20 protein-coding genes are annotated in these 23,520 nt (G+C 39.7%); 6 read left to right on the top strand and 14 right to left on the bottom strand.

Annotated elements, in window-relative coordinates; translation table 11 throughout:
* Nucleotides 1–599: 599 nt before the first annotated feature.
* The 6 genes from dprA to HT688_RS00075 all read right to left on the bottom strand — a co-directional run bounded on the left by dprA (nucleotide 600) and on the right by HT688_RS00075 (nucleotide 5,726).
* A complete protein-coding gene (gene dprA / locus HT688_RS00100; protein WP_172923422.1) occupies nucleotides 600–1,448 on the bottom strand; it encodes a DNA-processing protein DprA in 849 nt (282 codons plus the stop codon).
* Between the two features lie 88 nt (nucleotides 1,449–1,536).
* A complete protein-coding gene (locus HT688_RS00095; RefSeq protein WP_000643965.1) occupies nucleotides 1,537–2,226 on the bottom strand; it encodes a sugar phosphate nucleotidyltransferase in 690 nt (229 codons plus the stop codon).
* An 11-nt stretch (nucleotides 2,227–2,237) separates the two neighbouring features.
* Complete coding sequence (locus HT688_RS00090) at nucleotides 2,238–3,116, bottom strand: DMT family transporter (protein ID WP_049500425.1); 879 nt, start codon at nucleotides 3,114–3,116, stop codon at nucleotides 2,238–2,240.
* Nucleotides 3,106–3,975, bottom strand: coding sequence for a phosphotransferase (locus HT688_RS00085; protein ID WP_172923421.1), 870 nt, complete (start codon nucleotides 3,973–3,975; stop codon nucleotides 3,106–3,108). Before HT688_RS00085 ends, HT688_RS00090 begins: the two co-directional genes overlap by 11 nt.
* 16 nt (nucleotides 3,976–3,991) lie before the next feature.
* A complete protein-coding gene (locus HT688_RS00080; RefSeq protein WP_172923420.1) occupies nucleotides 3,992–5,014 on the bottom strand; it encodes a ribitol-5-phosphate dehydrogenase in 1,023 nt (340 codons plus the stop codon).
* 4 nt (nucleotides 5,015–5,018) lie between these two features.
* Complete coding sequence (locus HT688_RS00075; protein WP_000638493.1) at nucleotides 5,019–5,726, bottom strand: IspD/TarI family cytidylyltransferase; 708 nt, start codon at nucleotides 5,724–5,726, stop codon at nucleotides 5,019–5,021.
* A 440-nt stretch (nucleotides 5,727–6,166) separates the two neighbouring features.
* Here HT688_RS00075 and tacF point away from each other — a divergent pair, with 440 nt between their 5' ends.
* The 3 genes from tacF to HT688_RS00060 are packed head-to-tail and all read left to right on the top strand — an operon-like array spanning nucleotide 6,167 to nucleotide 9,278.
* Nucleotides 6,167–7,654 carry a type IV teichoic acid flippase TacF gene (gene tacF / locus HT688_RS00070; RefSeq protein WP_172923418.1) on the top strand — a complete coding sequence of 496 codons (1,488 nt, stop codon included), beginning with the start codon at nucleotides 6,167–6,169 and terminating at the stop codon, nucleotides 7,652–7,654.
* A gap of 9 nt (nucleotides 7,655–7,663) precedes the next feature.
* The gene (locus tag HT688_RS00065) at nucleotides 7,664–8,467 is read left to right on the top strand and encodes a LicD family protein (protein WP_172923416.1); all 804 of its coding nucleotides are present in this window, start codon (nucleotides 7,664–7,666) and stop codon (nucleotides 8,465–8,467) included.
* A gap of 1 nt (nucleotide 8,468) precedes the next feature.
* On the top strand, nucleotides 8,469–9,278 hold the full coding sequence (locus HT688_RS00060) for a LicD family protein (protein WP_172923414.1): 810 nt from the start codon (nucleotides 8,469–8,471) through the stop codon (nucleotides 9,276–9,278).
* Between the two features lie 271 nt (nucleotides 9,279–9,549).
* On the opposite strand, the gene carB is transcribed toward HT688_RS00060, so the two are convergent.
* From carB to HT688_RS00030, 6 genes are all read right to left on the bottom strand, one after another.
* Nucleotides 9,550–12,726 (bottom strand): carbamoyl-phosphate synthase large subunit, encoded by a 3,177-nt coding sequence (gene carB, locus HT688_RS00055; RefSeq protein ID WP_172923412.1) that lies wholly within the window; start codon nucleotides 12,724–12,726, stop codon nucleotides 9,550–9,552.
* Nucleotides 12,727–13,174: 448 nt separating this feature from the next.
* Complete coding sequence (locus tag HT688_RS00050) at nucleotides 13,175–14,254, bottom strand: carbamoyl phosphate synthase small subunit (RefSeq protein ID WP_000166853.1); 1,080 nt, start codon at nucleotides 14,252–14,254, stop codon at nucleotides 13,175–13,177.
* A gap of 49 nt (nucleotides 14,255–14,303) precedes the next feature.
* Nucleotides 14,304–15,227: an aspartate carbamoyltransferase catalytic subunit gene (locus tag HT688_RS00045; protein ID WP_166736165.1), complete on the bottom strand. Its 924-nt coding sequence runs from the start codon at nucleotides 15,225–15,227 to the stop codon at nucleotides 14,304–14,306.
* An 18-nt stretch (nucleotides 15,228–15,245) separates the two neighbouring features.
* A complete protein-coding gene (pyrR, locus tag HT688_RS00040) occupies nucleotides 15,246–15,767 on the bottom strand; it encodes a bifunctional pyr operon transcriptional regulator/uracil phosphoribosyltransferase PyrR (RefSeq protein WP_000850023.1) in 522 nt (173 codons plus the stop codon).
* Between the two features lie 210 nt (nucleotides 15,768–15,977).
* Nucleotides 15,978–16,607 (bottom strand): endonuclease III, encoded by a 630-nt coding sequence (nth, locus tag HT688_RS00035; RefSeq protein WP_000244443.1) that lies wholly within the window; start codon nucleotides 16,605–16,607, stop codon nucleotides 15,978–15,980.
* Nucleotides 16,607–17,149: a YceD family protein gene (locus HT688_RS00030; RefSeq protein ID WP_055356936.1), complete on the bottom strand. Its 543-nt coding sequence runs from the start codon at nucleotides 17,147–17,149 to the stop codon at nucleotides 16,607–16,609. Before HT688_RS00030 ends, nth begins: the two co-directional genes overlap by 1 nt.
* A 531-nt stretch (nucleotides 17,150–17,680) precedes the next feature.
* Between HT688_RS00030 and HT688_RS00025 the strand changes: the two genes are divergently transcribed.
* Entirely contained in the window at nucleotides 17,681–19,207 is a 1,527-nt protein-coding gene (locus HT688_RS00025; protein ID WP_023934417.1) for an ATP-binding cassette domain-containing protein, read from the top strand.
* A gap of 147 nt (nucleotides 19,208–19,354) precedes the next feature.
* Here the strand turns inward: HT688_RS00025 and htpX are convergent, their stop codons facing one another.
* Complete coding sequence (htpX, locus tag HT688_RS00020; protein ID WP_055356933.1) at nucleotides 19,355–20,254, bottom strand: zinc metalloprotease HtpX; 900 nt, start codon at nucleotides 20,252–20,254, stop codon at nucleotides 19,355–19,357.
* Between the two features lies 1 nt (nucleotide 20,255).
* Entirely contained in the window at nucleotides 20,256–20,816 is a 561-nt protein-coding gene (locus tag HT688_RS00015; protein ID WP_050108063.1) for a LemA family protein, read from the bottom strand.
* A 93-nt stretch (nucleotides 20,817–20,909) separates the two neighbouring features.
* Here HT688_RS00015 and rsmG point away from each other — a divergent pair, with 93 nt between their 5' ends.
* Together rsmG and HT688_RS00005 are read left to right on the top strand one after the other, a co-directional pair.
* Nucleotides 20,910–21,623, top strand: a complete 714-nt coding sequence (gene rsmG, locus HT688_RS00010; RefSeq protein WP_055356934.1) for a 16S rRNA (guanine(527)-N(7))-methyltransferase RsmG — start codon at nucleotides 20,910–20,912, stop codon at nucleotides 21,621–21,623.
* A 301-nt stretch (nucleotides 21,624–21,924) separates the two neighbouring features.
* Nucleotides 21,925–23,208 carry a uracil-xanthine permease family protein gene (locus tag HT688_RS00005; RefSeq protein WP_172923403.1) on the top strand — a complete coding sequence of 428 codons (1,284 nt, stop codon included), beginning with the start codon at nucleotides 21,925–21,927 and terminating at the stop codon, nucleotides 23,206–23,208.
* Nucleotides 23,209–23,520: the final 312 nt, after the last annotated feature.

Below are 23,520 nucleotides of genomic sequence, written 5' to 3'. Positions count from 1 at the left end.
TTTCATTGAGTATAAAATCCTAACAAACTCAATGCTTTAGTAGCCTAATATGCCAATCTCACGAGATCTTTTTATCATTTTCCATCACATCCTGACGCAAATGTCTACTGCTATCTCTCATCAACTTCATTTCTAGTAAATGAAAATCAAACTCAAAATCTCACCGTAGCTTGCTCAAAACACAGCAAGGCAAAGCTGAGCTGATTTAAAAAGATTTTCGAAAAGTATCATCATAAATTTCAGACCATTTTTTATAATAACCATTTTATTTTTATCTGTCAAGATCTTTGAATTCTTTCTTAAACAAGCCCTTGTAACCTCTACTCTTGAAGAATTTATTTTTCCTTAGCGACAAGATTTTAGATGATAAGCCCCCTGACAGTAAGCCGACCAAGATTAGTCACAAGCAACTCTCCTTTCTCAATTACACTAAATTGCTTTCCTTCCTCTGGGAAAAATCCTCCACTCTACTTATTCACTTAGAAAAAACGCATAATATCAGGTGTTGAAAGTCTGATACTATGCGTTTTATTGTGGGGATATTTACTTCATTTTATCTTGAACTTGATTTTTTCTCAGTATTCTAGCTTATATAATGTTTAAAATTCAAATTCTGCAAGAACATCCTGCCCACTGGTGACCAATTTTGCTCCTTCCTGAATCAAATGATGGCAACCGTCTGATAGTCCATCTAAAATGCTACCAGGTATAGCAAAAACATCGCGCCCTTCCTCCATTGCTCGCTCACAGGTAATGAGACTACCTGAACGCATCTTAGCCTCTGCTACAATCACACCTCGACAAAGTCCGGCAATGATGCGATTACGGGCAGGAAAATGAAATTTCAGAGGTTGTTCGCCTGGTCCATACTCACTGAGAACCAGATGGTCATTACCAATATAGTCTTGCAAACGTTTATTGGCTTTAGGATAAAACACATCCAGTCCTGTTCCAATCACTGCAATGGTTTTTCCGCCATTCTGAAGAACTGCCATATGAGCTGCTGTGTCAATGCCCTTGGCTAAGCCACTGACGATAACCAGTTCATTTTCCAATCCCTGAATGACTTTTTCAACTGACTTAGCTCCCTGTTTGCTACAAGCACGACTTCCTACGACTGCTACCTTCGGAAATTTCAAGAGGTCAAGATTTCCCTTGTAAAATAAAAGCACAGGTGCATCATAAATTTCACTCAAATCCCAAGGGTAACAGTCGTCTAAAATAGAGAAAGATGGAAATTTTTGAAATTCTTTCTCCAAATGCGCATCGTCTATCTGAAAATAACGTTCCATAAAAATAGCTGGATTTCTGCAACCTGATATATCTGCAATATCACCCAATAAAAATTCCTGATCAACATTTTCACCGTATTCTAGAACTGCCAAAATCTGTTGATTAGTCAAACCTGATTTTTTCAACTTATAGATTTCATAGTTTGTGATTTTCATAAATATCTCCATTTCTTTTTCTACTCATCTATTTATTCGTAAAAAAATCAAAAAAACATCCGACTATTTTAGCCAGATGTTGAAATCTTTAATTTTCGTTTTTAAGAATTTCTTCTAATTTATGGTAGTCTTGGACACTATCGATTTCATAGATGCTATTGCCTTCTAATTCTTCAACATAGACATCCAGTTCTTTGATATTATCCTTAACCATATTGTCCCAGTAGAGATCAACAAATTCACCACTTGCATAAGCCTTGTCGATAAAGCTGACAATCTTTTCTGCAGTTGGAGCATCCCAGAAGGATACACCACTAAGGATGCGACCAGCCTTGCTATCAACAATAATGTCTTGAACCTTGTAGTCATCTCCATAGACCAAGAACCATTCATTGGTACAATCTTCACGATAAACACTAAAATAAGTCGAACGTGTCAAATCATTGCGAAACATATTTTTAAAGAGATAATTGTCAGCATCAATAACATAACTGTTAGCTAATTCTTCTTTTACAAGATAGAGAGAGTAAAAGTTATTGTAGTCAGCGTATTTATCATTGAAAACGAGGCGAACTCCGTATTTTTCTTTTAAGTAATCGAATTGTTCTTTAAGGTAACCAACGATGATGATGATGTCATTGATCCCTTTTTCTTTTAGAAACTCAATTTGGTATTCAATCAAAGGTTTTTGATTAACCTGAACCAAGGCTTTAGGGGTATTTTCAGTCATAGGACGCAAGCGAGTTCCCAATCCCGCTGCTAAGATAATGGCTTTCACACGAATCTCCTTTATTCTTTAATAATAATATAAACTCCAGCAATGACGACAAGTGACGTAATAATTGTCAGCATATCTAGCGGTGCACCCAAGAAAACAACTGCAAACAAGACAGTCCAAACTACATAGCTCACGTTCAATCCTGTAGCTTTAGCAGGTTGCAATCGATTGATAGCGATATAATAAGCCAAGTAGGAAATCATATCAAAGGCTGCAAAGACAATCATAAGACCTAGCAATTGTCCATTGGCTACTTCAGCAAATGACTGATGAGAGAAGAGCACAATCACAAGATAGGACAAGAATGAAGTCACTTGACGAATCAAGAGAGCCTCGATTTCACTCAATTCACTTTCCATGGCAAAGGAGCTAAGAACACTCTCGCTTCCCCATGCAATAGCACAAACCAAAGCACAGAGAATACCAATGTAGAAGGAATTGACCTGTTCAACCTTATAGGTTTGAGCAATAATCCCTGCAATAATCAAGACAATACCAAATACAGTATTTTTTGAAATCTTGTGCTTTAAAAAGAAGAAAGCCAATAAAACTGAAATCGCAGGGTAAATAGCCGATACAGATGAAGCTAAGGAACTTCCGATATACTTAACTGCGTAAAGATTGGCCTGCATACCGATAGGGCCTGCTAGCAAGGCTCCGATGATAACACTAACATTGCGAATATTTAAGAAAATTGAGAGACGAACTTTCCCTTCTTTTATCAAAAGAAAAGCTAGTAAGATAAAGATACTCAAGAAATCGTGAGCAGCAGCCACCACAAAGGGCGACAAATCTGTAAAAATCGAAAAGATATAAGCACTAATCGTTAGACCTAAACCCCAGAAAATACCTGAGAGTAGACCAAAAGAAACTCCATTTTTATTTTTCATCTGAACCTCCATAATAGGACAAACCTTTAACAGCTCTTTGGTAACGACTCACACCATAGTCACCAAAATCTGCACCTTGCTCTTCCTTATAGACTGTCCATAGACTCCAAATAGCATCTTGTAAAATTTTATAAATGGCAATCTTTTCACGAGAGACAGGTGTTTGCTCACTCTCATAGTGAGACAAGAAGTCTTCTTCCTCTTGACGAGTGAATTCAGACTCTAAAAAGAGGGCAGCCAAATCCCACATTGGATCGTTCATTGATGAATATTCCCAGTCAATCAGATAAAGTCGTCCTTGTGGTGACTCGATAAAGTTTTCAGGCACCAAATCGATATGACAAGATTTTCTGTCAACACCTAAGTCAGCCAGTCTTTTCTCTAAGGCGAAGACTTCTTCTCGAACCGCTTCATAGTTGGCATAAGGGATTTTTTCCTCAATCAAGGATTCGTATTTTTTGATTTCTTCAAAAGGAGCAAATTCTCCTCTTAATTCCTTGCCAGAAGCATGAATAGTTTGTAATATTGGAGCAATTTTATCAAATTTGGTCTTGATTGACCTTGAATCAAGCGTAATCGCAGATTCGATATACTCATTTACTTTGATACCAGCATCAATATCAAAAAGATAATTTTTTACATCTAAGTCTAAATCCTTTAGTAGTTCAAGATTGTACTTTTCATCCTGACGATTGATCAGTTTTTCTGTCCCTTTACCAAAGAATTTAACAATGTATTGCTTATTTGTTGTTTTGACCAAATAGTTTTGATTGGTCATTCCCCCCAGTTGTTCAACACTGAGGACTTCCTCTTCTTCACTAAGTAAGGAAGAAATTTTCTCTTTAATGATTTTCTCCACAATTAACCTCCAGTTCTTATACTTCCCACTTAAACACAGTTTTAAAGGCTGTGTTTAAATCGGTCGCAAAGACACGGTGAATATCTTTAATTTCTCTTACAGGTTCTTCTAGATAAAGGATATTTTTAAGACGATTGGCGAATTTCTTGACTTCCATCATTTGGATAGCATTTTCAAAATCAATGCGACCAGAACGAGAGGAACCAACCAAGAGCAAGCCTTTTTCTAAGGCATCGCGTGTATTGAGATTGACTTTATACTCGCTAACGCCCATCATGAGAATCGTTCCCTGAGGACGAATGTAGCGAATCAGGTCATTTATAGCCGGTCCAGTACCATCACCACCACAACACTCAAAAGCATGGTCAAAGGCCAAATCTTCAGGAATATTATCAGTAATATAGCATTCTTTGGCAAAAGAGAAGAGTTCCAATTTTTCCCAATGACGACCAATAACCACAATCTCTGCTTCTGGCAAAGTATAGTTGATAATATTGGCAACCACAAAAGCTAAACTTCCATCTCCGATAACGGCGATTCGGTTCCGCTTGCTATGAGCAAGAGCCAATAAGCGATTCATAGCATGCATGCCGACACTGACAAACTCTGTAATGGCTGCAACCGTATCTTCGATAGCATCATAAGGCACCACACGATCTTTAGGAAGAGAAACAAACTCTCTCATAAAGCCATCAAAGCCACTAGACAAGAAATGGGTTCCTGTCATGTAGTTTTCATAGAATTCTTCATCGCTCTGCATAGAAGGCTGATTAGGAATCATGACAACTTTTTGCCCAACCTCATAGGTTCCCGTCGGGTCAGAAATAACGGTTCCACATGACTCGTGAATCATTGCCATTGGAAGCTTTTTGTTCAAAATCTTGGGATCACGTTTTCCTTGGTAGTAACGCTGATCCGCATGACAGACCGCCATATAATTAGGGCGGATGAGGATATGATTTTCTTGGTCAATAGCCTCTTCCTGGTATTTGACATTGATAAACTTAGGCTTAGTTAGTTGATAAATTTGATTAATCATTTTACTAGTCTTTCTCAATCATACTTTTTGCAATCTTCAAATCTGTTACGGTTGTAATCTTCAGATTTGAGTATTCACCCTTGGCCAAGGCCACATCTTTTCCTTTGATCACAAAGATTTTACATGCATCTGTCAAGATTTCCTTCTCTTCAGCAGAGAGAGAACCGTAAAGGTCCATGAAGTCCTTGCAACGGAATGTTTGAGGTGTTTGTCCTTGATAAAGGTGAGCACGATTTGGAATATCTGTAATGAATTGACCATTGGTACTTTCAACGATAGTATCAACCGCTTCTACCACTGTGTCCACTGCGTCATGATTTTGGGCAAGTTTAATATTGTCTTGAATCATACGAAGTGTAATAAATGGACGAACAGAATCGTGGGTAACAACGATATCCTCTGGAGTAAGCGGACGATAAGCATCAATGGCTTCAATGATTTTCTCAATACTCGTATTGCGGTCAGCACCACCCTTTGTAATGATGATACGTTCCTTATGAAGAGGAAGATATTTATCTACAAGATCTTCTGCATGAGAAACCCAGTCTCCATGAACCCCAACTACAATTTTTTCAATACTTGGTTCCAAGACAAATTTTTCAATTGTATGAATCAAAATAGGTCGATCACCTAGCTCTAAAAATTGTTTTGGCAAGTTACTGATTCCCATGCGTGTGCCAGTTCCACCAGCAAGAATTCCTGCATAAATCATCTATTTTCTCCTTTGTCTTACTAAAAAAACTTATTCTCTCTATTATACCACAATCTAGTTCTATCATGAAAGAAATACCGGCCCTCCCGTTCTAGAATAGAAGGATTAAGGAGTTCTATTATTCAAAGAAACTAGTCCATTTCTAGTAATGACTAGGAATTCTTTAGTCATTACTAATAAATGGCTGTGAAATTTTAGAGTTCTTCAGAATAATATAGTTTTCTTAAAAAAAGCTTAAAATTAAGATTTGAGACTTCAAAGTGATTGTTTGACTTATACTCAATAAAAATCAAAAAGCAAACTAGGAAGCTAGCCGTAAGCTGTACTTGAGTACGGTAAGGCGACGCTGACGTGGTTTGAATTTGATTTTCGAAGAGTATTACTGCCCTTCATTTCTTATTAGCTGACTTTATGATATAATGAAAAACGAGGTAAATTGAATGAAAAGTATAAAATTAAATGCTCTATCTTATATGGGAATTCGTGTCTTAAATATTATTTTTCCCATCTTAACTGGTACCTATGTCGCGCGTGTCTTAGACCGAACTGACTATGGTTACTTCAACTCAGTCGACACTATTTTGTCATTTTTCTTGCCCTTCGCAACTTATGGAGTCTATAACTACGGTTTACGGGCCATCAGTAATGTTAAGGATAACAAAAAAGATCTGAATAGAACCTTCTCTAGTCTTTTTTATTTGTGCATAGCTTGTACAATTTTGACCACCGCTGTCTATATCCTAGCCTATCCTCTCTTCTTTACTGATAATCCAATCGTCAAAAAAGTCTACCTTGTTATGGGGATTCAACTCATTGCCCAGATTTTTTCAATCGAATGGGTTAATGAAGCTCTGGAAAATTACAGTTTTCTCTTTTACAAGACTGCCTTCATCCGTATCCTGATGCTGGTATCTATTTTCCTGTTTGTCAAAAATGAACACGATATTGTTGTCTACACACTTGTGATGAGTTTATCGACACTGATTAACTATCTGATTAGTTATTTTTGGATTAAAAGAGACATTAAACTTGTTAAGATTCACATAAGTGATTTTAAACCTCTCTTTCTCCCTCTAACAGCCATGTTAGTCTTTGCCAATGCCAATATGCTCTTCACTTTTTTGGATCGTCTCTTCCTCGTTAAAACAGGGATTGATGTCAACGTTAGTTACTATACCATGGCTCAGCGAATTGTGACCGTTATAGCTGGTGTTGTAACAGGAGCTATCGGAGTGAGTGTGCCCCGTCTCAGTTACTATCTAGGAAAAGGCGATAAGGAAGCCTATGTCGCACTTGTTAATAGAGGAAGTCGAATCTTTAACTTCTTTATCATTCCACTAAGTTTTGGACTCATGATTCTAGGACCAAATGCCATTCTACTTTACGGTAGTGAAAAATATATCGGAGGCGGTATCTTAACCTCTCTCTTCGCTTTTCGGACGATTATCCTGGCACTAGATACCATTCTTGGTTCCCAAATTCTCTTTACAAATGGCTATGAAAAACGTATCACAGTCTATACAGTCTTTGCAGGATTACTCAATTTGGGCTTAAATAGTCTCCTCTTTTTCAACCATATTGTGTCTCCTGAATACTACCTACTGACAACTATGCTATCTGAGGCCTCTCTGCTTGTCTTCTATATCATTTTCATCCATAGAAAACAGCTCATTCACTTAGGACATATCTTTAGCTATACTGTTCGATACTCTCTCTTTTCACTTTCCTTTGTAGCAATTTATTTCCTGATTAATTTCGTGTATCCTGTGGATATGGTCATTAATTTGCCATTTTTGATGAATACTGGTTTGATTGTCTTGCTATCAGCCATCTCTTATATTGGTCTACTTGCCTTCACCAAAGATAGCATTTTCTATGAATTTTTAAACCATGTCCTAGCCTTAAAAAATAAATTCAAAAGATCATAGGAGTTTAAAATGAAACAACTAACCATTGAAGATGCCAAACAGATTGAATTAGAAATTTTGGATTATATTGATACTCTCTGTAAAAAGCACAATATCAACTATATTATTAACTACGGTACTCTGATTGGGGCGGTTCGACATGAGGGCTTTATTCCTTGGGACGACGATATTGATCTGTCCATGCCTCGAGAAGACTACCAACGATTTCTAAATATTTTTCAAAAGGAAAAAAACAAATATAAGCTCCTTTCCTTAGAAACTGATCAGAACTACTTCAATAACTTTATCAAAATAACCGACAGTACGACCAAAATCATTGATACTCGGAATACAAAAACCTATAAGTCTGGTGTCTTTATTGACATTTTCCCTATGGATCGCTTTGATGATCCTAAGGTCATTGATATTTGTTACAAACTGGAAAGCTTCAAACTTCTGTCTTTCAGTAAACATAAAAATATTGTCTATAAGGATAGCCTTTTAAAAGATTGGATACGAACAGCTTTTTGGTTGCTCCTTCGACCGGTTTCTCCTCGTTATTTTGCAAATAAAATTGAGAAAGAAATTCAAAAATATAGTCGTGAAAATGGGCAGTATATGGCTTTTATCCCTTCTAAATTTAAGGAAAAGGAAGTCTTCCCAAGTGGTACCTTCGATAAAAGAATCGATTTACCCTTTGAGAATTTGACCCTTCCTGCGCCTGAAAAATTTGATACTATTTTGACACAATTTTATGGAGATTATATGACCTTGCCACCTGAAGAAAAACGTTTCTACAGTCATGAATTTCATGCCTACAAATTGGAGGATTAGAATGCAATATTTAAAAAAAGAAGAAATTAAAGAAATTCAACTAGCCCTACTAGACTATATTGATGAGACTTGTAAGAAACATAATATTCCTTATTTTCTCAGTTATGGAACCATGCTTGGAGCTATCCGCCACAAAGGTATGATTCCATGGGATGATGATATTGATATTTCTCTCTATCGTGAAGATTATGAGCGCTTATTGAAGATTATTGAGGAAGAAGACCACCCTCGCTACAAGGTTCTTTCCTACGATACATCTTCTTGGTACTTCCATAATTTCGCATCAATTTTGGACACTTCTACTGTTATCGAAGACCATGTTAAGTACAAGCGCCATGACACCAGTCTCTTTATCGATGTCTTCCCAATTGATCGCTTTACAGACTTGAGCATTGTCGACAAGAGTTATAAGTATGTGGCCCTTCGTCAACTAGCTTATATCAAAAAATCACGCGCAGTTCACGGTGATAGCAAATTAAAAGATTTTCTAAGATTATGTAGCTGGTACGCCCTCCGGGTGGTCAATCCCCGTTACTTTTACAAGAAAATTGATCAGCTAGTCAAAAATGCTGCAACCAGCACTCCTCAATATGAAGGAGGAATTGGGATTGGTAAGGAAGGAATGAAAGAAATCTTCCCAGTTGATACTTTTAAAGAACTGATTTTAACCGAGTTTGAAGGTCGTATGTTGCCTGTGCCAAAAAAATATGACCAATTTTTAACCCAGATGTATGGAGATTATATGACACCACCATCAAAGGAAATGCAAGAATGGTATAGTCATAGTATTAAAGCTTATCGTAAAAACTGATTGAGGGCGACCATACAAACTACTAAGATAGAGGTTATTCAAAAACATAATTTTAGTAGAAAATGAAGTAAATATTCCTACAATAAAACGCATAATATCAAGGTTTTCAACACCTGATATTATGCGTTTTATAATTTTAAAGACTTTTTTCTATAGTAGATTGAAATAAGATACGAACAAATCAATTAGAAAATTCAAATTAATTTCTAGAAATATTTTAGTATTCCTGTGTACTGTTCTAAATTCAGTCTGCTATATCTTATTTTTCTATTTAAATCGCTTCTGTAACAAAGCTACGACTTTCAAGTACCTTAAGCATGGCATTAGCTGTATCTAGCGCTGTGAAGAGGGGCACCCCGTGTTCAATGGCTGAACGGCGGATTTGCTCACCATCTTCGTCAGCAGTTCGTTTTGTTCCAACTGTGTTAATGATAGCTTGAATTCTTCCTTTACGAACAAAGTTTGGAATATCCTTATCGTCATCACCAATCTTACCAACAGGCTGAGCATGTAATCCATGACTGGCAAAGAAGGCTGCTGTCCCTTCTGTCGCGAGGATTCCATAGCCAATATTTTGAAAACGACGAGCCAAGTCCAAGGCTTCTTCTTTGGCATCATCAGCGATGGTAAATACAACATTTCCAAAGGTTGGCAAGTGGAGGTAAGAAGCTTCAAAAGCTTTATAGAGAGCTTTTTCCAAAGTAGTATCAGAACCCATAACTTCCCCTGTTGACTTCATTTCAGGACCAAGTAAGCTGTCTACCTTAGCTAGTTTGGTAAAGGAGAAGACAGGTGCCTTGATATGAACGCGAGTGCTTTCAGGGTAAAGTCCATCTTGGTAGCCAAGTTCTTCAAGGTTTTGACCAAGAATGAGCTTGGTCGCTACTTGAGCCATAGGAATATTAGTTACCTTAGAAAGGAATGGAACGGTACGGCTGGCACGTGGATTGACCTCAATAACGTAGACTTTTTCATCCTTGATAACAAACTGAATGTTCATCATTCCAAGACAGTTGAGGCCGATTGCTAGGCGTTTGGTGTAGTCTGCGATGGTTTCCTGCACCTTTTGAGACAAGGTTTGCGGAGGGTAAACAGCCATTGAGTCACCTGAGTGGACACCAGCACGTTCGATATGCTCCATGATACCTGGGATAAGGACATTTTCACCATCTGAGATGGCATCAACTTCGCACTCCTGACCAACGATATAAGAATCGACAAGAACTGGGTGGTCTGGACTAGCCTTAACCGCTGTACGCATGTAAGAACGAAGATCTTCTTCATTTTCTACGATTTCCATGGCGCGTCCACCAAGTACATAAGATGGGCGAACAAGGACTGGGAAACCAATCTTACGTGCTGCAAGAACTGCTTCTTCTTCATTGGTAGCCGTTTGTCCTGGTGGCTGTGGAATGTCCAATTCTTTGAGAGCTTGCTCGAAGAGGTCACGGTCTTCAGCACGGTCTAGGTCAGCGACCTGTGTACCAAGGATGGTCACACCTGCTTTTGCCAATGGCTCCGCAAGGTTGATGGCTGTTTGACCACCGAACTGAACGATAACCCCTTTTGGTTGCTCCAAGTCGATGACATTCATAACATCTTCAAATGTCAATGGCTCAAAGTAAAGCTTGTCTGATACAGAGAAGTCTGTTGAAACAGTCTCTGGGTTTGAGTTCATGATGATAGCTTCATAGCCAGCAGCCTGGATAGCCTTAACTGAGTGAACCGTTGCATAGTCGAACTCAACTCCCTGTCCGATACGGATTGGACCAGAACCTAGGACAAGTACAGATTCCTTATCAGACTTGATAGATTCATTTTCCCAACCATAGGTTGAATAGAAATATGGTGTTTCAGAGTCAAACTCCGCCGCACAGGTATCAACCATTTTGTAGACTGGGACAATCTTGTTTTCCAAACGAAGTTGGCGAACGTGATCAGCAGTCGTTTCCCAGAGTTCAGCAATCTTACGGTCTGAAAATCCATTCAATTTTGCAGTTTTCAAAACTTCAAGATCTTGTGGATGGGCACCCAACTCCTGCTCAATTTCAAAGATATGTAAGAGTTTATCCAGATAGAAGATATCAATCTTAGTCAGGTCAGCAATCTCTTCTGGTGTGTAGCCACGACGAATTACTTCTGATACGTAGAAGAGGCGGTCATCTTGGGCTTTCACAACCTTTTCAATCAAAGCATCATCAGAAACTGCTGCAAGTTCAGGCATTTCATTGTGGTGAACTCCAATTTCAAGTGAACGACAAGCTTTAAGAAGTGACTCTTCGATGTTACGTCCAATCGCCATGACTTCTCCAGTGGCCTTCATCTGAGTACCCAGACGGCGCTCACCCTTTTCAAACTTGTCAAATGGGAAACGTGGAATCTTGGCAACCACGTAGTCAAGGGCTGGCTCAAACATGGCATAGGTTGAACCTGTAACTGGGTTGATGACCTCATCCAAGGTCAAACCGACGGCAATCTTGGCAGCCAATTTAGCAATCGGATATCCTGTCGCCTTAGATGCAAGGGCTGACGAACGGGATACACGAGGGTTTACTTCGATGACATAGTACTTGAAGCTATGTGGATCAAGGGCTAGCTGAACGTTACATCCACCTTCAATCTTGAGAGCGCGGATAATGCTCAAGCTCGCGTCGCGTAGCATTTGGTTTTCATAGTCTGACATGGTTTGCGCAGGGGCAAATACGATGGAATCCCCTGTATGAATCCCAACTGGGTCAAAGTTTTCCATGTTACATACAACCAAAGCATTGTCAGCTGAGTCACGCATCACTTCGTATTCAATTTCCTTGAAACCAGCAATTGAACGCTCAATCAAACATTGGGTAACAGGTGACAATTTCAAACCATTTTCAGCGATTTCACGCAATTCTTCCTCATTAGCACACATACCACCACCAGTACCACCAAGTGTAAAGGCTGGACGGACGATGACTGGGTAGCCAATTGTTGCTGCAAAGGCAACAGCTTCTTCGACTGTGTTGACAATTTCAGATTCTGGAATTGGTTGGTTGAGCTCTTCCATCAATTGTTTAAAGAGGTCACGGTCCTCCGCTTGATCAATGGCAGATAGTTTAGTACCCAGAAGTTCAACACCAAGCTCATCTAGGATACCATTTTTAGACAATTCCATGGCCATATTAAGCCCTGTCTGACCACCGAGTGTTGGTAGCAAGGCATCTGGACGCTCCTTACGAAGAATACGTGTCACAAACTCAAGTGTAATCGGTTCAATATAAACCTTATCAGCAATTTCCTTGTCCGTCATGATAGTTGCAGGGTTTGAATTAACCAAAACAACCTCATAACCTTCCTCTTTCAAAGACAAGCAAGCCTGGGTCCCAGCGTAGTCAAACTCAGCAGCCTGACCAATAATAATCGGACCAGAACCAATCACCATAATTTTTTGAATATCAGTACGTTTAGGCATATATAAGATATTAAGGGCGTCAAGCGGACAAAGCTAAAATAGGAGTTATGACGAAGAACTGTCAGTTCTAGGAATAACTATCTTTTTAGCACCGTCCGTAGCCCGTATTCAGTTCAGCAAATACGGACCACCCTTCTCCTTTCTATTCGTCGCCTCACTGAGCGACATTAAATAAATTCTCCGACGATTTTTTAGCGAAACGATACTTTTCGGTAAAAAATCTAGTGCAGGGAGTTTTTAGTTCGCCTGACAGCGACTAAAAGAAACGACCTGCCTTTCTATTCGTCGCCTCTCAGGGCGACATTAAATAAGATACAAAGGACGAATAGAAAGCGATTGAATTTTAGGAAACCCATGAAGGATTGACAATCCAAATTGGTTTCTCTAAATTCTGAGCTTTCCGTCCGTGTTCAGTTACATAAATTCTCCGACGAGCTTTTACTCGTTCTTAGTTTGATTGTTTAAAAGCTTCCATCATCTCGATAAACTCGTCAAATAGGTAGCTAGCGTCGTGTGGACCAGGGGCTGCATCTGGATGGTATTGAACAGAGAAAGCAGGTTGATATCTGTGACGCACACCTTCAACTGACTTGTCATTGATTTCTTCGTGGGTGATAATCAAGTGCTCTGGCAAATCCTCACGGCTAACTGCATAACCATGGTTTTGACTTGTAAAATCCACACGTCCTGTAGCAATTTCGCGTACCGCATGGTTGAATCCACGGTGACCAAACTTCATCTTGTAAGTCTTTGCCCCGTTTGCCATAGCAAAGAGTTGATGCCCCATACAAATACCAAAGATTGGAATTTTTCCTTGCACACCACGAATCATGTCGAGTGCTTGTGGAACATCTTCTGGGTTACCTGGACCGTTTGACAACATAACTCCGTCAGGATTGAGATGGAGAATTTCTTCCGCCGTTGTTGAATAAGGAACGACGGTCACGTTACAGTTGCGTTTAGAAAGTTCACGTAAGATTGAGTGCTTGAGACCAAAGTCCACTAAGACAACACTCAAACCAACTCCTGGAGCTGGATATGATGTTTTTGTAGAAACCTGCTTGATATTATCTGTCGGCAAAACTGTTGCTTGGAGCTGGTCCGTCACATGGTCCATACTGTCCCCAACATGGGTCAAGGTTGCACGCATCGTACCATGCTTACGGATAATCTTGGTAAGAGCACGTGTATCAATCCCTGAAATACCCGGAATTTTCTTGGCTTTCAAAAATTCATCCAAGGTCATTTGGTTGCGCCAGTTACTAGCTCTACGTGCTTCTTCGAAAACAACAACTCCCTTACAAGTTGGAATAATGGATTCGTAATCATCACGGTTAATTCCATAATTTCCCACCAAAGGATAAGTAAAGGTCAAGATTTGTCCATTATAAGACTGGTCTGTAATGGATTCTTGGTAGCCGGTCATGCCTGTATTAAAGACAATTTCACCAGTTACATCAATATCTGCTCCGAAGGCCTTGCCTTCAAAAACTGTACCATCTTCTAATACTAGAAGTCTTTTTGTCATATTTTCACCTCTCGTGGACGCTCACTGGCGTCTTTTAACGTCTTGTGTTTTAGTTGGCGTTTCTACTCGCCAGTACGGATTCTAAGATTGCCATTCGAACAAAGACACCATTGGTCATTTGTTGGACAATCCGTGATTTTGGTGCTTCAACCAAGTGATCTGCGATTTCCACATCGCGATTGACTGGAGCTGGATGCATAAGGATTGCTGTTTCTTTCAAACGGTCATAACGTTCTTGAGTCAAGCCATGTTGGGCATGGTAGTCTTCTTTTGAAAAGACAGCTCCACTATTATGGCGTTCATGTTGCACACGGAGAAACATCATAACATCCACCTGATCAATAATTTCATCAATGGCTACAAACTGTCCATAGTCTGCAAACTCTTGACTTCTCCATTCCTCAGGTCCAGCAAAGTAAAGTTCAGCTCCCAAGCGTTTCAAAATCTGCATATTGGATTTGGCAACGCGTGAGTGGTCCAAGTCACCTGCAATCGCAACCTTGAGACCCTCAAAGTGACCAAATTCCTCATAAATAGTCATCAAATCAAGCAAACTCTGGCTAGGGTGTTGACCCGAACCGTCTCCACCATTGATAATGGAAGTCGTAATCGTGGGACTTGCAATCAATTTTCTGTAATAGTCGACCTCTGGGTGGCGAATCACACAGACATCCACTCCTAAAGCAGACAGAGTCAAAATGGTATCATAAAGTGTTTCACCCTTATTGACTGAACTAGTCTTCACATCAAAGTCAAGTCGTTCCAATCCCAATTTAATCTCTGCCACTTCAAAGGACTTATGCGTCCGTGTAGAATCCTCAAAGAAAAGATTGGAAACAATCGGATGGTCTTCATAGGGAAGCTGGGCTCCATTTTTAAACTCAATTCCTCGCTTGATCAATTTCATGACTTGATCGACAGTGAGGTCTTCCATGGACACCACATGGTTCAATGCTTGTTGATTTTCTGACATGGCTACTCCTTTAGCTTTCTAAGCTTCTTCAGTAATCAGAACTCTGTCTTGGCCATCAAGTTCTGCCATCTCTACGATGATTTCTTCAGAACGACTGGTTGGAATATTTTTCCCAACGTAATCTGGACGAATAGGCAATTCTCTATGTCCACGATCAACTAGAACTGCTAAACTCACGCGCGCAGGACGACCATGACCTACAATATTATCAATAGCAGCACGGATGGTACGACCTGTATAAAGCACATCGTCCACCAAGATAACTTCGCGGTCTGTCACATCGACAGAAACCAAAGAAGTATCTTCTCCACTTTTAACATCATCACGGAAGGGTTTAGTATCCAATTCCACAACCGGAACTGAAAGGTTTTCTAGTTGCTCCAAACGTTCTTGGATACGATGGGCGATAAAGACACCGCGAGTTTTAATACCAGCCAAGACGATTTTATTCAAATCTTTGTTGCGTTCAATAATCTCATAAGTAATACGCGTAATCGCTCGTTTGACGGTCAATTCGTCTACAACTTCTTTTGTCTTCATGACAAACCTCCAAAAAGAAAAGTCTCCTTAAACAAGGAGACTTGAAATGTATAGCTAAGCAAGCCCTACTGCACACAGTATAGACTTCACCCTTCTACTTTATCGCGCTCCTTGCCTGCCTCACGGGACAAGTTTAAAGGAATATTTAGTTATCAATTACTATAGCACAAAGTAAGCTTAAAATCAAGCAAAAACTTTCGATCTTCCATCTTACAAATTGCTAAAATCATATAACTGTGGGTACTGGTCACACTCTGGATTTTTAGGATGACAAATGGCTCTTCCAAAATAAATCATGGCCTGATGAGCTGCTAACCACTGCTCAGGCGGCAAGATATCCATGACCCGCTTTTCCACCTCAAGTGGTGTCGCTGATTTTTTGACGATATCGTGGTGTTTGCAAATACGCTCCACATGAGTATCCACTGCAAAGGCTGGAATCCCAAATCCTACACTCATAACAACATTGGCTGTCTTGCGACCAACACCTGCCAAACTCTCCAATTCCTCACGTGTTTGAGGGACTTGACCATCAAAATCGTCTAGTAACTGTTGGGCACATTTTTTAAGGAATTTAGCCTTATTTCGATACAGTCCCAGTCGAGAAATGTGTGAAGCAATCTCACTCTCAGTCGCCACAGACATGGCTTGTGGCGTTGGAAAGGCAGCAAAGAGACCCGGTGTGGCCTTATTTACCGCTGCATCCGTTGTCTGAGCTGACAACATGACCGCAACCAAGAGTTCAAAATGATTGGTAAAATCAAGACTGGGTTTGGCATCTGGAAAAAGAGCAATGATTTCTTCTAGCACTTTTCGTGCTCGTTTTTTTGACAAGACCATTATTCGTCTCCGTCAAATAGTCCTTGTAAGCCAGCAAAAGGACTGTTTTCTTCTTTCTTGACTGCTTGTTGGGCTTGGTATTCTTCCTCTGTCATGATTTGCCAGTCATTTCCTGACACAAATCCTTGACCAGCCTCTTCTTCAGCCGTCAAGACCTTGATAGGAATGTTTAGTAGGATATTGTCTGATACGCTCTCAGCAAGGTCAAGTTCTCCATTTTCGATAGGTAGGACCAAATCATCATCTAGAACTTCTTGATCTAGCTGGTTGGTTGCGCCTTCCATGAAAACTTCTGTGACTGGATAAGATTCAGCTAACTCAACTGGCTCCATACTACGACTTGAAGCAAGAACAATGGTATAAGATAGTTGATAATCTAAGAAATACATACGGTCTTCGTATTGGACTTTCCCAACCGCAAGGATATCTTTTACATCTAAAATTTCTTGATTACGTGCACGCAGGTCTGCGGCTAAGTCTAAACTTTGTTCAAAGTGCAAGCCTTCAGATTGCTTGCGTATCTCTTGAATATTTAATTTCATACTTCCTCCATAAAGATTTACTCTCTTGATTATACCATGAAAAGCCTACAAATCAACCCACCAAACTTTGTAATTAACATTCAAGTTTTTAATATGTCCACTATGATATTTTGTTTTTTAGTGCTATACTACATCAGAGCAAGGAGGATGCCCCTATGGAAGACAAAGAACTCGGTACTAATGCTTATCACTCGTATTTTAGAGCTTGGAATTTCCAGTTTTCTGTTGACAAAATTTCCTTAAAAGTATAGTATAAAGATACCAATACTCGGAGGTAAGGGAGACATGAACAACTAAGCCTATCAAATAAAAAACCTTTATTTAGTAGATCTTGTTTTTGTCTCTTTTTGTGTACTCTTTTATGCTCTTTTTCTGGCATTTTATACTCAATGAAAANNAGGCGACGCTGACGTGGTTTGAAGAGATTTTCGAAGAGTATTAATAGAGTTTTTTTGACATAGACTTTGGGCTCTACTAGGTAAAGTAGAGCTTTTTGTTATGTAGTATCAACATTCTAGAAAGGGCAATCATATGATAAAAATCAATCACCTGACCATCACACAAAACAAAGATTTACGAGACCTTGTCTCTGACCTCAGCATGACCATCCAAGACAGGGAAAAGGTCGCTATTATTGGTGAAGAAGGAAATGGCAAATCCACCTTACTTAAAATTTTAATGGGGGAAACTTTGCCTGATTTCACTATCGGGGGAGACATTCAATCTGATTATCAATCAATAGCCTACATTCCTCAAAAACTTCCTGAGGACCTGAAAAATAGAACTCTACACGACTACTTCTTTTTAGATACTATTGATTTAGATTACAGTGTCCTCTATCGTTTAGCTGAGGAATTGCATTTTGATAGCAATCGTTTCGCAAGCGACCAAGAGATTGGTAGTCTATCAGGGGGTGAAGCTTTGAAAATTCAGCTCATCCATGAGTTAGCCAAACCTTTTGAGATTCTATTTTTAGATGAACCTTCAAATGACTTGGATCTTGAGACGGTTGATTGGCTAAAAGGTCAAATGCGCAAGATTCGGCAAACCGTTATTTTCATTTCCCATGATGAGGACTTTCTTTCTGAAACGGCAGACACTATTGTTCACTTGCGACTGGTCAAGCACCGTAAAGAAGCAGAAACACTAGTAGAGCATTTAGACTATGATAGTTATAGTGAGCAGAGAAAGGCTAATTTTGCCAGACAAACCCAGCAAGCAGCCAACGACCAAAGAGCCTACGATAAAACCATGGAAAAACATCAACGAGTTAAACAAAATGTAGAAACTGCTCTTCGAGCTACCAAAGACAGTACTGCCGGTCGCCTATTGGCTAAAAAGATGAAAACTGTCCTCTCACAAGAAAAACGCTACGAAAGAGCAGCTCAGGCCATGACCCAAAAGCCACTTGAAGAGGAAGAAATCAGACTTTTCTTCTCAGATATACAGCCATTACCTACTTCTAAAGTCTTAATCCAACTGGAAAAAGAAAATTTATCCATTGGCGAGCGAATTTTGGTGCAAGAACTACAATTAACTGTCCGTGGCCAAGAAAAAATCGGTATTATAGGGCCAAATGGTATTGGAAAATCGACCCTATTAGCCAAGTTACAGCAACTTTTTAATGCTAAAAGAGAGATTTCGCTTGGTTATATGCCACAAGATTACCAGCAAAAACTGCAATTGGATTTATCACCAATAGCCTATCTAAGTAAAACTGGGGAAAAAGAGGAACTACAAAAAATCCAATCTCACTTAGCCAGTCTCAATTTCAGTTATCCAGAAATGCAGCATCAAATTCGCTTCTTATCTGGCGGACAACAAGGAAAACTCCTGCTTTTGGATTTAGTCTTGCGCAAACCAAACTTTCTCCTGCTAGATGAACCCACACGAAACTTTTCTCCAACTTCTCAACCCGAAATTAGAAAACTCTTTGCCACTTATCCTGGTGGTCTCATCACTGTTTCGCATGACCGTTGTTTCTTAAAAGAGATCTGTTCAATCATCTATCGCTTAACAGAACACGGTTTGGAGGTAGTTAATTTTCAAGATTTATAAATTTTCAACATCGCAAATATGTGGGGCAAAAACACAATTTTAGGAGAAAAAGAAGTAAATCTTCCCATAATAAAACGCATAATATCAAGTTTTCACACCTGATATTATGCGTTTTTCAGATTTTAAAGACTTTTTCCAGCCTTCATTTTACATATGTTTTAAACGTTCAATCCGTTCTGAGATAGGTGGGTGGGTATAAAAGAGTTTTTGGAACCCCCCACCTTTCTTAGGATCATTGATATAAAGTGCACTGCTAGCATCATCGACGTGGCGACTCATAGGTTTGCTATTGTCCAACTTATCTAGGGCATTAATCATTCCCTGGGGATTGCGAGTCAGCTCGACACTAGATGCATCTGCCAGAAATTCCCTCTGACGAGAAATAGCGAGCTGAACCAAGGTTGCAGCGAGAGGTGCCAGTACAATAGCTAGTAGGGAAACCACTAGCATAATGATTTCAAGACCATTTCCATCTCGGTCATCATCACTTCGTCTGCGACCTGCTCCACCCCACCACATCATACGACCTGCCATACCAGAAAGCATGGTGATAGCACTAGCAAGGGCAACTGCAATAGTCGAAATACGGATATCATAATTACGAATATGACTGACTTCGTGTCCCATAACAGCTTCTAGTTCTTCACGATTCATGATAGCTAGTAGACCTGAAGTCGCAGCAACCGCCGCATTTTGAGGGTTAGAACCTGTCGCAAAGGCATTTAAGGCTGGATCATCAATGATGAAAACACGGGGCATAGGAATCTGAGCCACCATAGCCATATCTTCCACTACATGGTAGAGGTCTGGTGCCGTTTGTTCATCCACCTCACGCGCTCCATTCATGGACATGACAATCTCTGTCGATTGAAAAATCATGGACAAGGCATAGATAAAGCCGATAATCAGTGCGATAACCAAACCACCAAGCCCAGACCGCATAAAGAGGTAACCAACCGCATAACCAACAAGAGCTAAGAGTAGGAAAAATACCAGCAACAAAATCCAGGTTTTTCGTTTATTGCTTGCAATTTGATCAAACAGCATCTTAGTCACCTAAACCGCTAAAATCAACCTTAGGAACTGCCTTTTCCTCTTCTGGTGTTTGAAGGAAATCTGCTGCTTTAAATCCAAACATTCCAGCGATAATGTTGCTTGGGAAAGTCTCTAATTTTACATTGTAGTTGCTGACAACACTGTTGTAGAGTTGACGAGAGTAAGAAATTTTATTTTCTGTGTTTGTCAACTCCTCTTGCAATTTAACAAAGTTGGCGCTTGCCTTCAAATCTGGATAGCTTTCTGCAACTGCAAAAATACCTGCAACCTGACGAGTGAGGGCATCACTAGCTTTCATAGCTTCTGCTGGTGAAGTCGCTGCTGCCACTTGGTTACGCAGTTCTGCCACCTTTTCAAGGGTAGAACCTTCATATTTAGCATAACCTTTTACAGTCTCAATCAAGTTTGGCAAGAGGTCATTTCGACGTTTCAACTGAACATCAATTTGGCTCCAAGCCTCCTTTGTTTGCATACGATTCTTAACCAAACCGTTATAGCTAACAATCACAAAAATAACAACAAGAGCGATAACTCCAAGAATAATCCAAGTCATGATATAAGTCCTTTCTACTTTTAGATTAGTACCAGTATATCAAATTTTTAATGATTGTGGTAAAATAAGATGATACTAAAGAAGGAAATAACTATGAAACCAGAAACATTTTACAACTTGCTTGCCGAGCAAAATCTTCCACTTTCGGACCAGCAAAAAAAACAATTTGAACGTTATTTTGAACTCTTGGTCGAGTGGAATGAGAAGATTAATTTGACGGCGATTACGGACAAGGAAGAAGTTTATCTCAAACATTTTTACGATTCGATTGCACCCATTCTTCAAGGTTTGATTCCTAATGAAACTATCAAACTTCTTGATATTGGAGCTGGGGCAGGATTTCCTAGTTTACCAATGAAAATCCTCTATCCTCAGTTAGATGTGACCATCATTGATTCGCTAAATAAGCGCATCAACTTCCTACAACTCTTGGCTCAAGAAATGGATTTGGACGATGTTCATTTCTACCATGGACGTGCCGAAGATTTTGCCCAAGACAAGAACTTCCGTGCTCAGTATGATTTTGTAACAGCTCGTGCTGTAGCCCGTATGCAGGTCTTGTCTGAATTGACAATTCCTTACCTTAAAGTTGGTGGTAAACTATTGGCACTCAAGGCCAGCAATGCGCCTGAGGAATTATTTGAAGCTAAGAATGCCCTCAACCTCCTTTTTAGTAAAGTCGAAGACAATCTCAGCTACGCCCTACCAAATGGAGATCCGCGTTATATCACAGTGGTAGAAAAGAAAAAAGAAACGCCCAACAAATACCCAAGAAAGGCTGGTATGCCAAATAAACGCCCGCTTTAAATTTTTTAGTAAAAAATGTTTACAAAGTCATCCTCGCTCTCTTATTTTTAGGCTCGGGAAAAAATGATTTACAAAATCAACCTCGCTCTCTTATTTTTAGGCTCGGGAAAAAATGATTTACAAAATCATTTTTTTCTGCTATACTATCCTAAGCAAAGGTTTTTAATGTCATCCCGTGAGGTGACGAAGACACAGAAATACTTGAAACTCTTTAAAGTTTAGATTTTAGAGAACTCTTACTCTGAGGGCCTATTGCTGTAAAATAATGGGCTCTTTTTTGATGCCCAAAAGTGAGGTTTATATGAAACAAGAATCAACTGTTGATTTGTTACTAGACGTTGACCAACGTCCTTCAGCTGGAAAAGGAATTCTCCTTAGTTTCCAACACGTTTTCGCCATGTTTGGTGCGACCATCTTGGTACCCTTGATTTTGGGAATGCCTGTATCTGTTGCCCTTTTTGCTTCAGGTGTTGGAACACTCATCTACATGATTTCAACTGGTTTTAAAGTTCCAGTTTATCTAGGTTCTTCATTCGCCTTTATCACAGCTATGTCACTAGCTATGAAGGAAATGGGAGGAGATATATCTGCTGCTCAAACTGGAGTTATCTTGACTGGTTTGGTCTATGTCCTTGTTGCTACCAGCATCCGATTTGTAGGAACAAAATGGATTGATAAACTCTTGCCACCAATCATCATCGGACCTATGATTATCGTTATCGGTCTTGGACTTGCAGGTTCAGCTGTTACCAACGCTGGTCTTGTAGCTGATGGAAACTGGAAAAATGCTCTTGTAGCAGTTGTTACTTTCTTGATTGCTGCCTTTATCAATACAAAGGGAAAAGGATTCCTACGAATCATTCCATTTCTCTTTGCCATTATCGGTGGTTACCTCTTCGCACTAACTCTTGGCTTGGTTGACTTTACACCAGTTCTTAAAGCTAACTGGTTTGAAATTCCTGGTTTCTACTTGCCATTTAACACAGGTGGTGCCTTTAAAGAATACAATCTTTACTTTGGTCCAGAAGCCATCGCTATCTTGCCAATCGCTATCGTAACAATTTCTGAACATATCGGAGACCATACTGTTTTGGGTCAAATCTGTGACCGTCAATTCTTAAAAGAACCAGGTCTCCACCGTACTCTTCTTGGTGACGGTATCGCAACTTCTGTTTCTGCCTTCCTTGGTGGACCAGCCAATACAACTTACGGAGAAAATACAGGGGTTATCGGTATGACTCGTATCGCTTCTGTCTCAGTTATCCGTAACGCTGCCTTCATCGCGATTGCCCTCAGCTTCCTTGGTAAATTCACTGCCTTGATTTCAACTATTCCAAACGCTGTACTTGGTGGTATGTCAATCCTTCTCTATGGGGTTATCGCCAGCAATGGTTTGAAAGTCTTGATTAAAGAACGTGTTGATTTCGCTCAAATGCGAAACCTCATCATCGCAAGTGCTATGTTGGTTCTTGGACTTGGAGGAGCTGTCCTTAAACTTGGTCCAGTTACACTTTCAGGTACTGCTCTTTCAGCCATGACAGGAATCATCTTGAACTTGATCTTGCCATACGAAAATAAAGACTAATACTCTTCGAAAATCTCTTCAAACCACGTCAACGTCGACTTGCCGTAGATATATGTANNNNATTTTCATTGAGTATAAGAGTCTAAACATATCAAAAAACAAGCATTTCCAATTACGGAAGTGCTCATTTTTTTGATACTTAAAAGTAAGTGTATCCCCCTAACGCTGTCTAATATGTCTCCCCTATATGCATACGCTTCCACTCAGAGAACTCTACCTTGAACAGTTCAGGGGCTTTTTTAGCATTGTTATAAACTATAATATAGTAACCTTCCTTATTCCAAAACTTTCCTAAAATCTCAGCGTCTTCCA

The organism is Streptococcus sp. 1559, assembly GCF_013276735.1.
Classification (GTDB): domain Bacteria; phylum Bacillota; class Bacilli; order Lactobacillales; family Streptococcaceae; genus Streptococcus; species Streptococcus pseudopneumoniae.
This window is presented reverse-complemented; position numbering and strand designations above follow the sequence as displayed.

What these genes read in the sequence shown, in the direction of transcription:
- HT688_RS00065 (WP_172923416.1), top strand. Translation starts at nt 7,664, where the DNA reads ATGAAACAACTAACCATTGAAGATGCCAAACAGATTGAATTAGAAATT.
- HT688_RS00060 (WP_172923414.1), top strand. Translation starts at nt 8,469, where the DNA reads ATGCAATATTTAAAAAAAGAAGAAATTAAAGAAATTCAACTAGCCCTA.
- HT688_RS00025 (WP_023934417.1), top strand. Translation starts at nt 17,681, where the DNA reads ATGATAAAAATCAATCACCTGACCATCACACAAAACAAAGATTTACGA.
- HT688_RS00005 (WP_172923403.1), top strand. Translation starts at nt 21,925, where the DNA reads ATGAAACAAGAATCAACTGTTGATTTGTTACTAGACGTTGACCAACGT.
- HT688_RS00015 (WP_050108063.1), bottom strand. Translation starts at nt 20,816, where the DNA reads ATGACTTGGATTATTCTTGGAGTTATCGCTCTTGTTGTTATTTTTGTG.
- HT688_RS00045 (WP_166736165.1), bottom strand. Translation starts at nt 15,227, where the DNA reads ATGTCAGAAAATCAACAAGCATTGAACCATGTGGTGTCCATGGAAGAC.
- HT688_RS00075 (WP_000638493.1), bottom strand. Translation starts at nt 5,726, where the DNA reads ATGATTTATGCAGGAATTCTTGCTGGTGGAACTGGCACACGCATGGGA.
- HT688_RS00090 (WP_049500425.1), bottom strand. Translation starts at nt 3,116, where the DNA reads ATGAAAAATAAAAATGGAGTTTCTTTTGGTCTACTCTCAGGTATTTTC.
- nth (WP_000244443.1), bottom strand. Translation starts at nt 16,607, where the DNA reads ATGGTCTTGTCAAAAAAACGAGCACGAAAAGTGCTAGAAGAAATCATT.
- pyrR (WP_000850023.1), bottom strand. Translation starts at nt 15,767, where the DNA reads ATGAAGACAAAAGAAGTTGTAGACGAATTGACCGTCAAACGAGCGATT.
- carB (WP_172923412.1), bottom strand. Translation starts at nt 12,726, where the DNA reads ATGCCTAAACGTACTGATATTCAAAAAATTATGGTGATTGGTTCTGGT.
- tacF (WP_172923418.1), top strand. Translation starts at nt 6,167, where the DNA reads ATGAAAAGTATAAAATTAAATGCTCTATCTTATATGGGAATTCGTGTC.
- HT688_RS00030 (WP_055356936.1), bottom strand. Translation starts at nt 17,149, where the DNA reads ATGAAATTAAATATTCAAGAGATACGCAAGCAATCTGAAGGCTTGCAC.
- dprA (WP_172923422.1), bottom strand. Translation starts at nt 1,448, where the DNA reads ATGAAAATCACAAACTATGAAATCTATAAGTTGAAAAAATCAGGTTTG.
- rsmG (WP_055356934.1), top strand. Translation starts at nt 20,910, where the DNA reads ATGAAACCAGAAACATTTTACAACTTGCTTGCCGAGCAAAATCTTCCA.
- htpX (WP_055356933.1), bottom strand. Translation starts at nt 20,254, where the DNA reads ATGCTGTTTGATCAAATTGCAAGCAATAAACGAAAAACCTGGATTTTG.
- HT688_RS00050 (WP_000166853.1), bottom strand. Translation starts at nt 14,254, where the DNA reads ATGACAAAAAGACTTCTAGTATTAGAAGATGGTACAGTTTTTGAAGGC.
- HT688_RS00080 (WP_172923420.1), bottom strand. Translation starts at nt 5,014, where the DNA reads ATGATTAATCAAATTTATCAACTAACTAAGCCTAAGTTTATCAATGTC.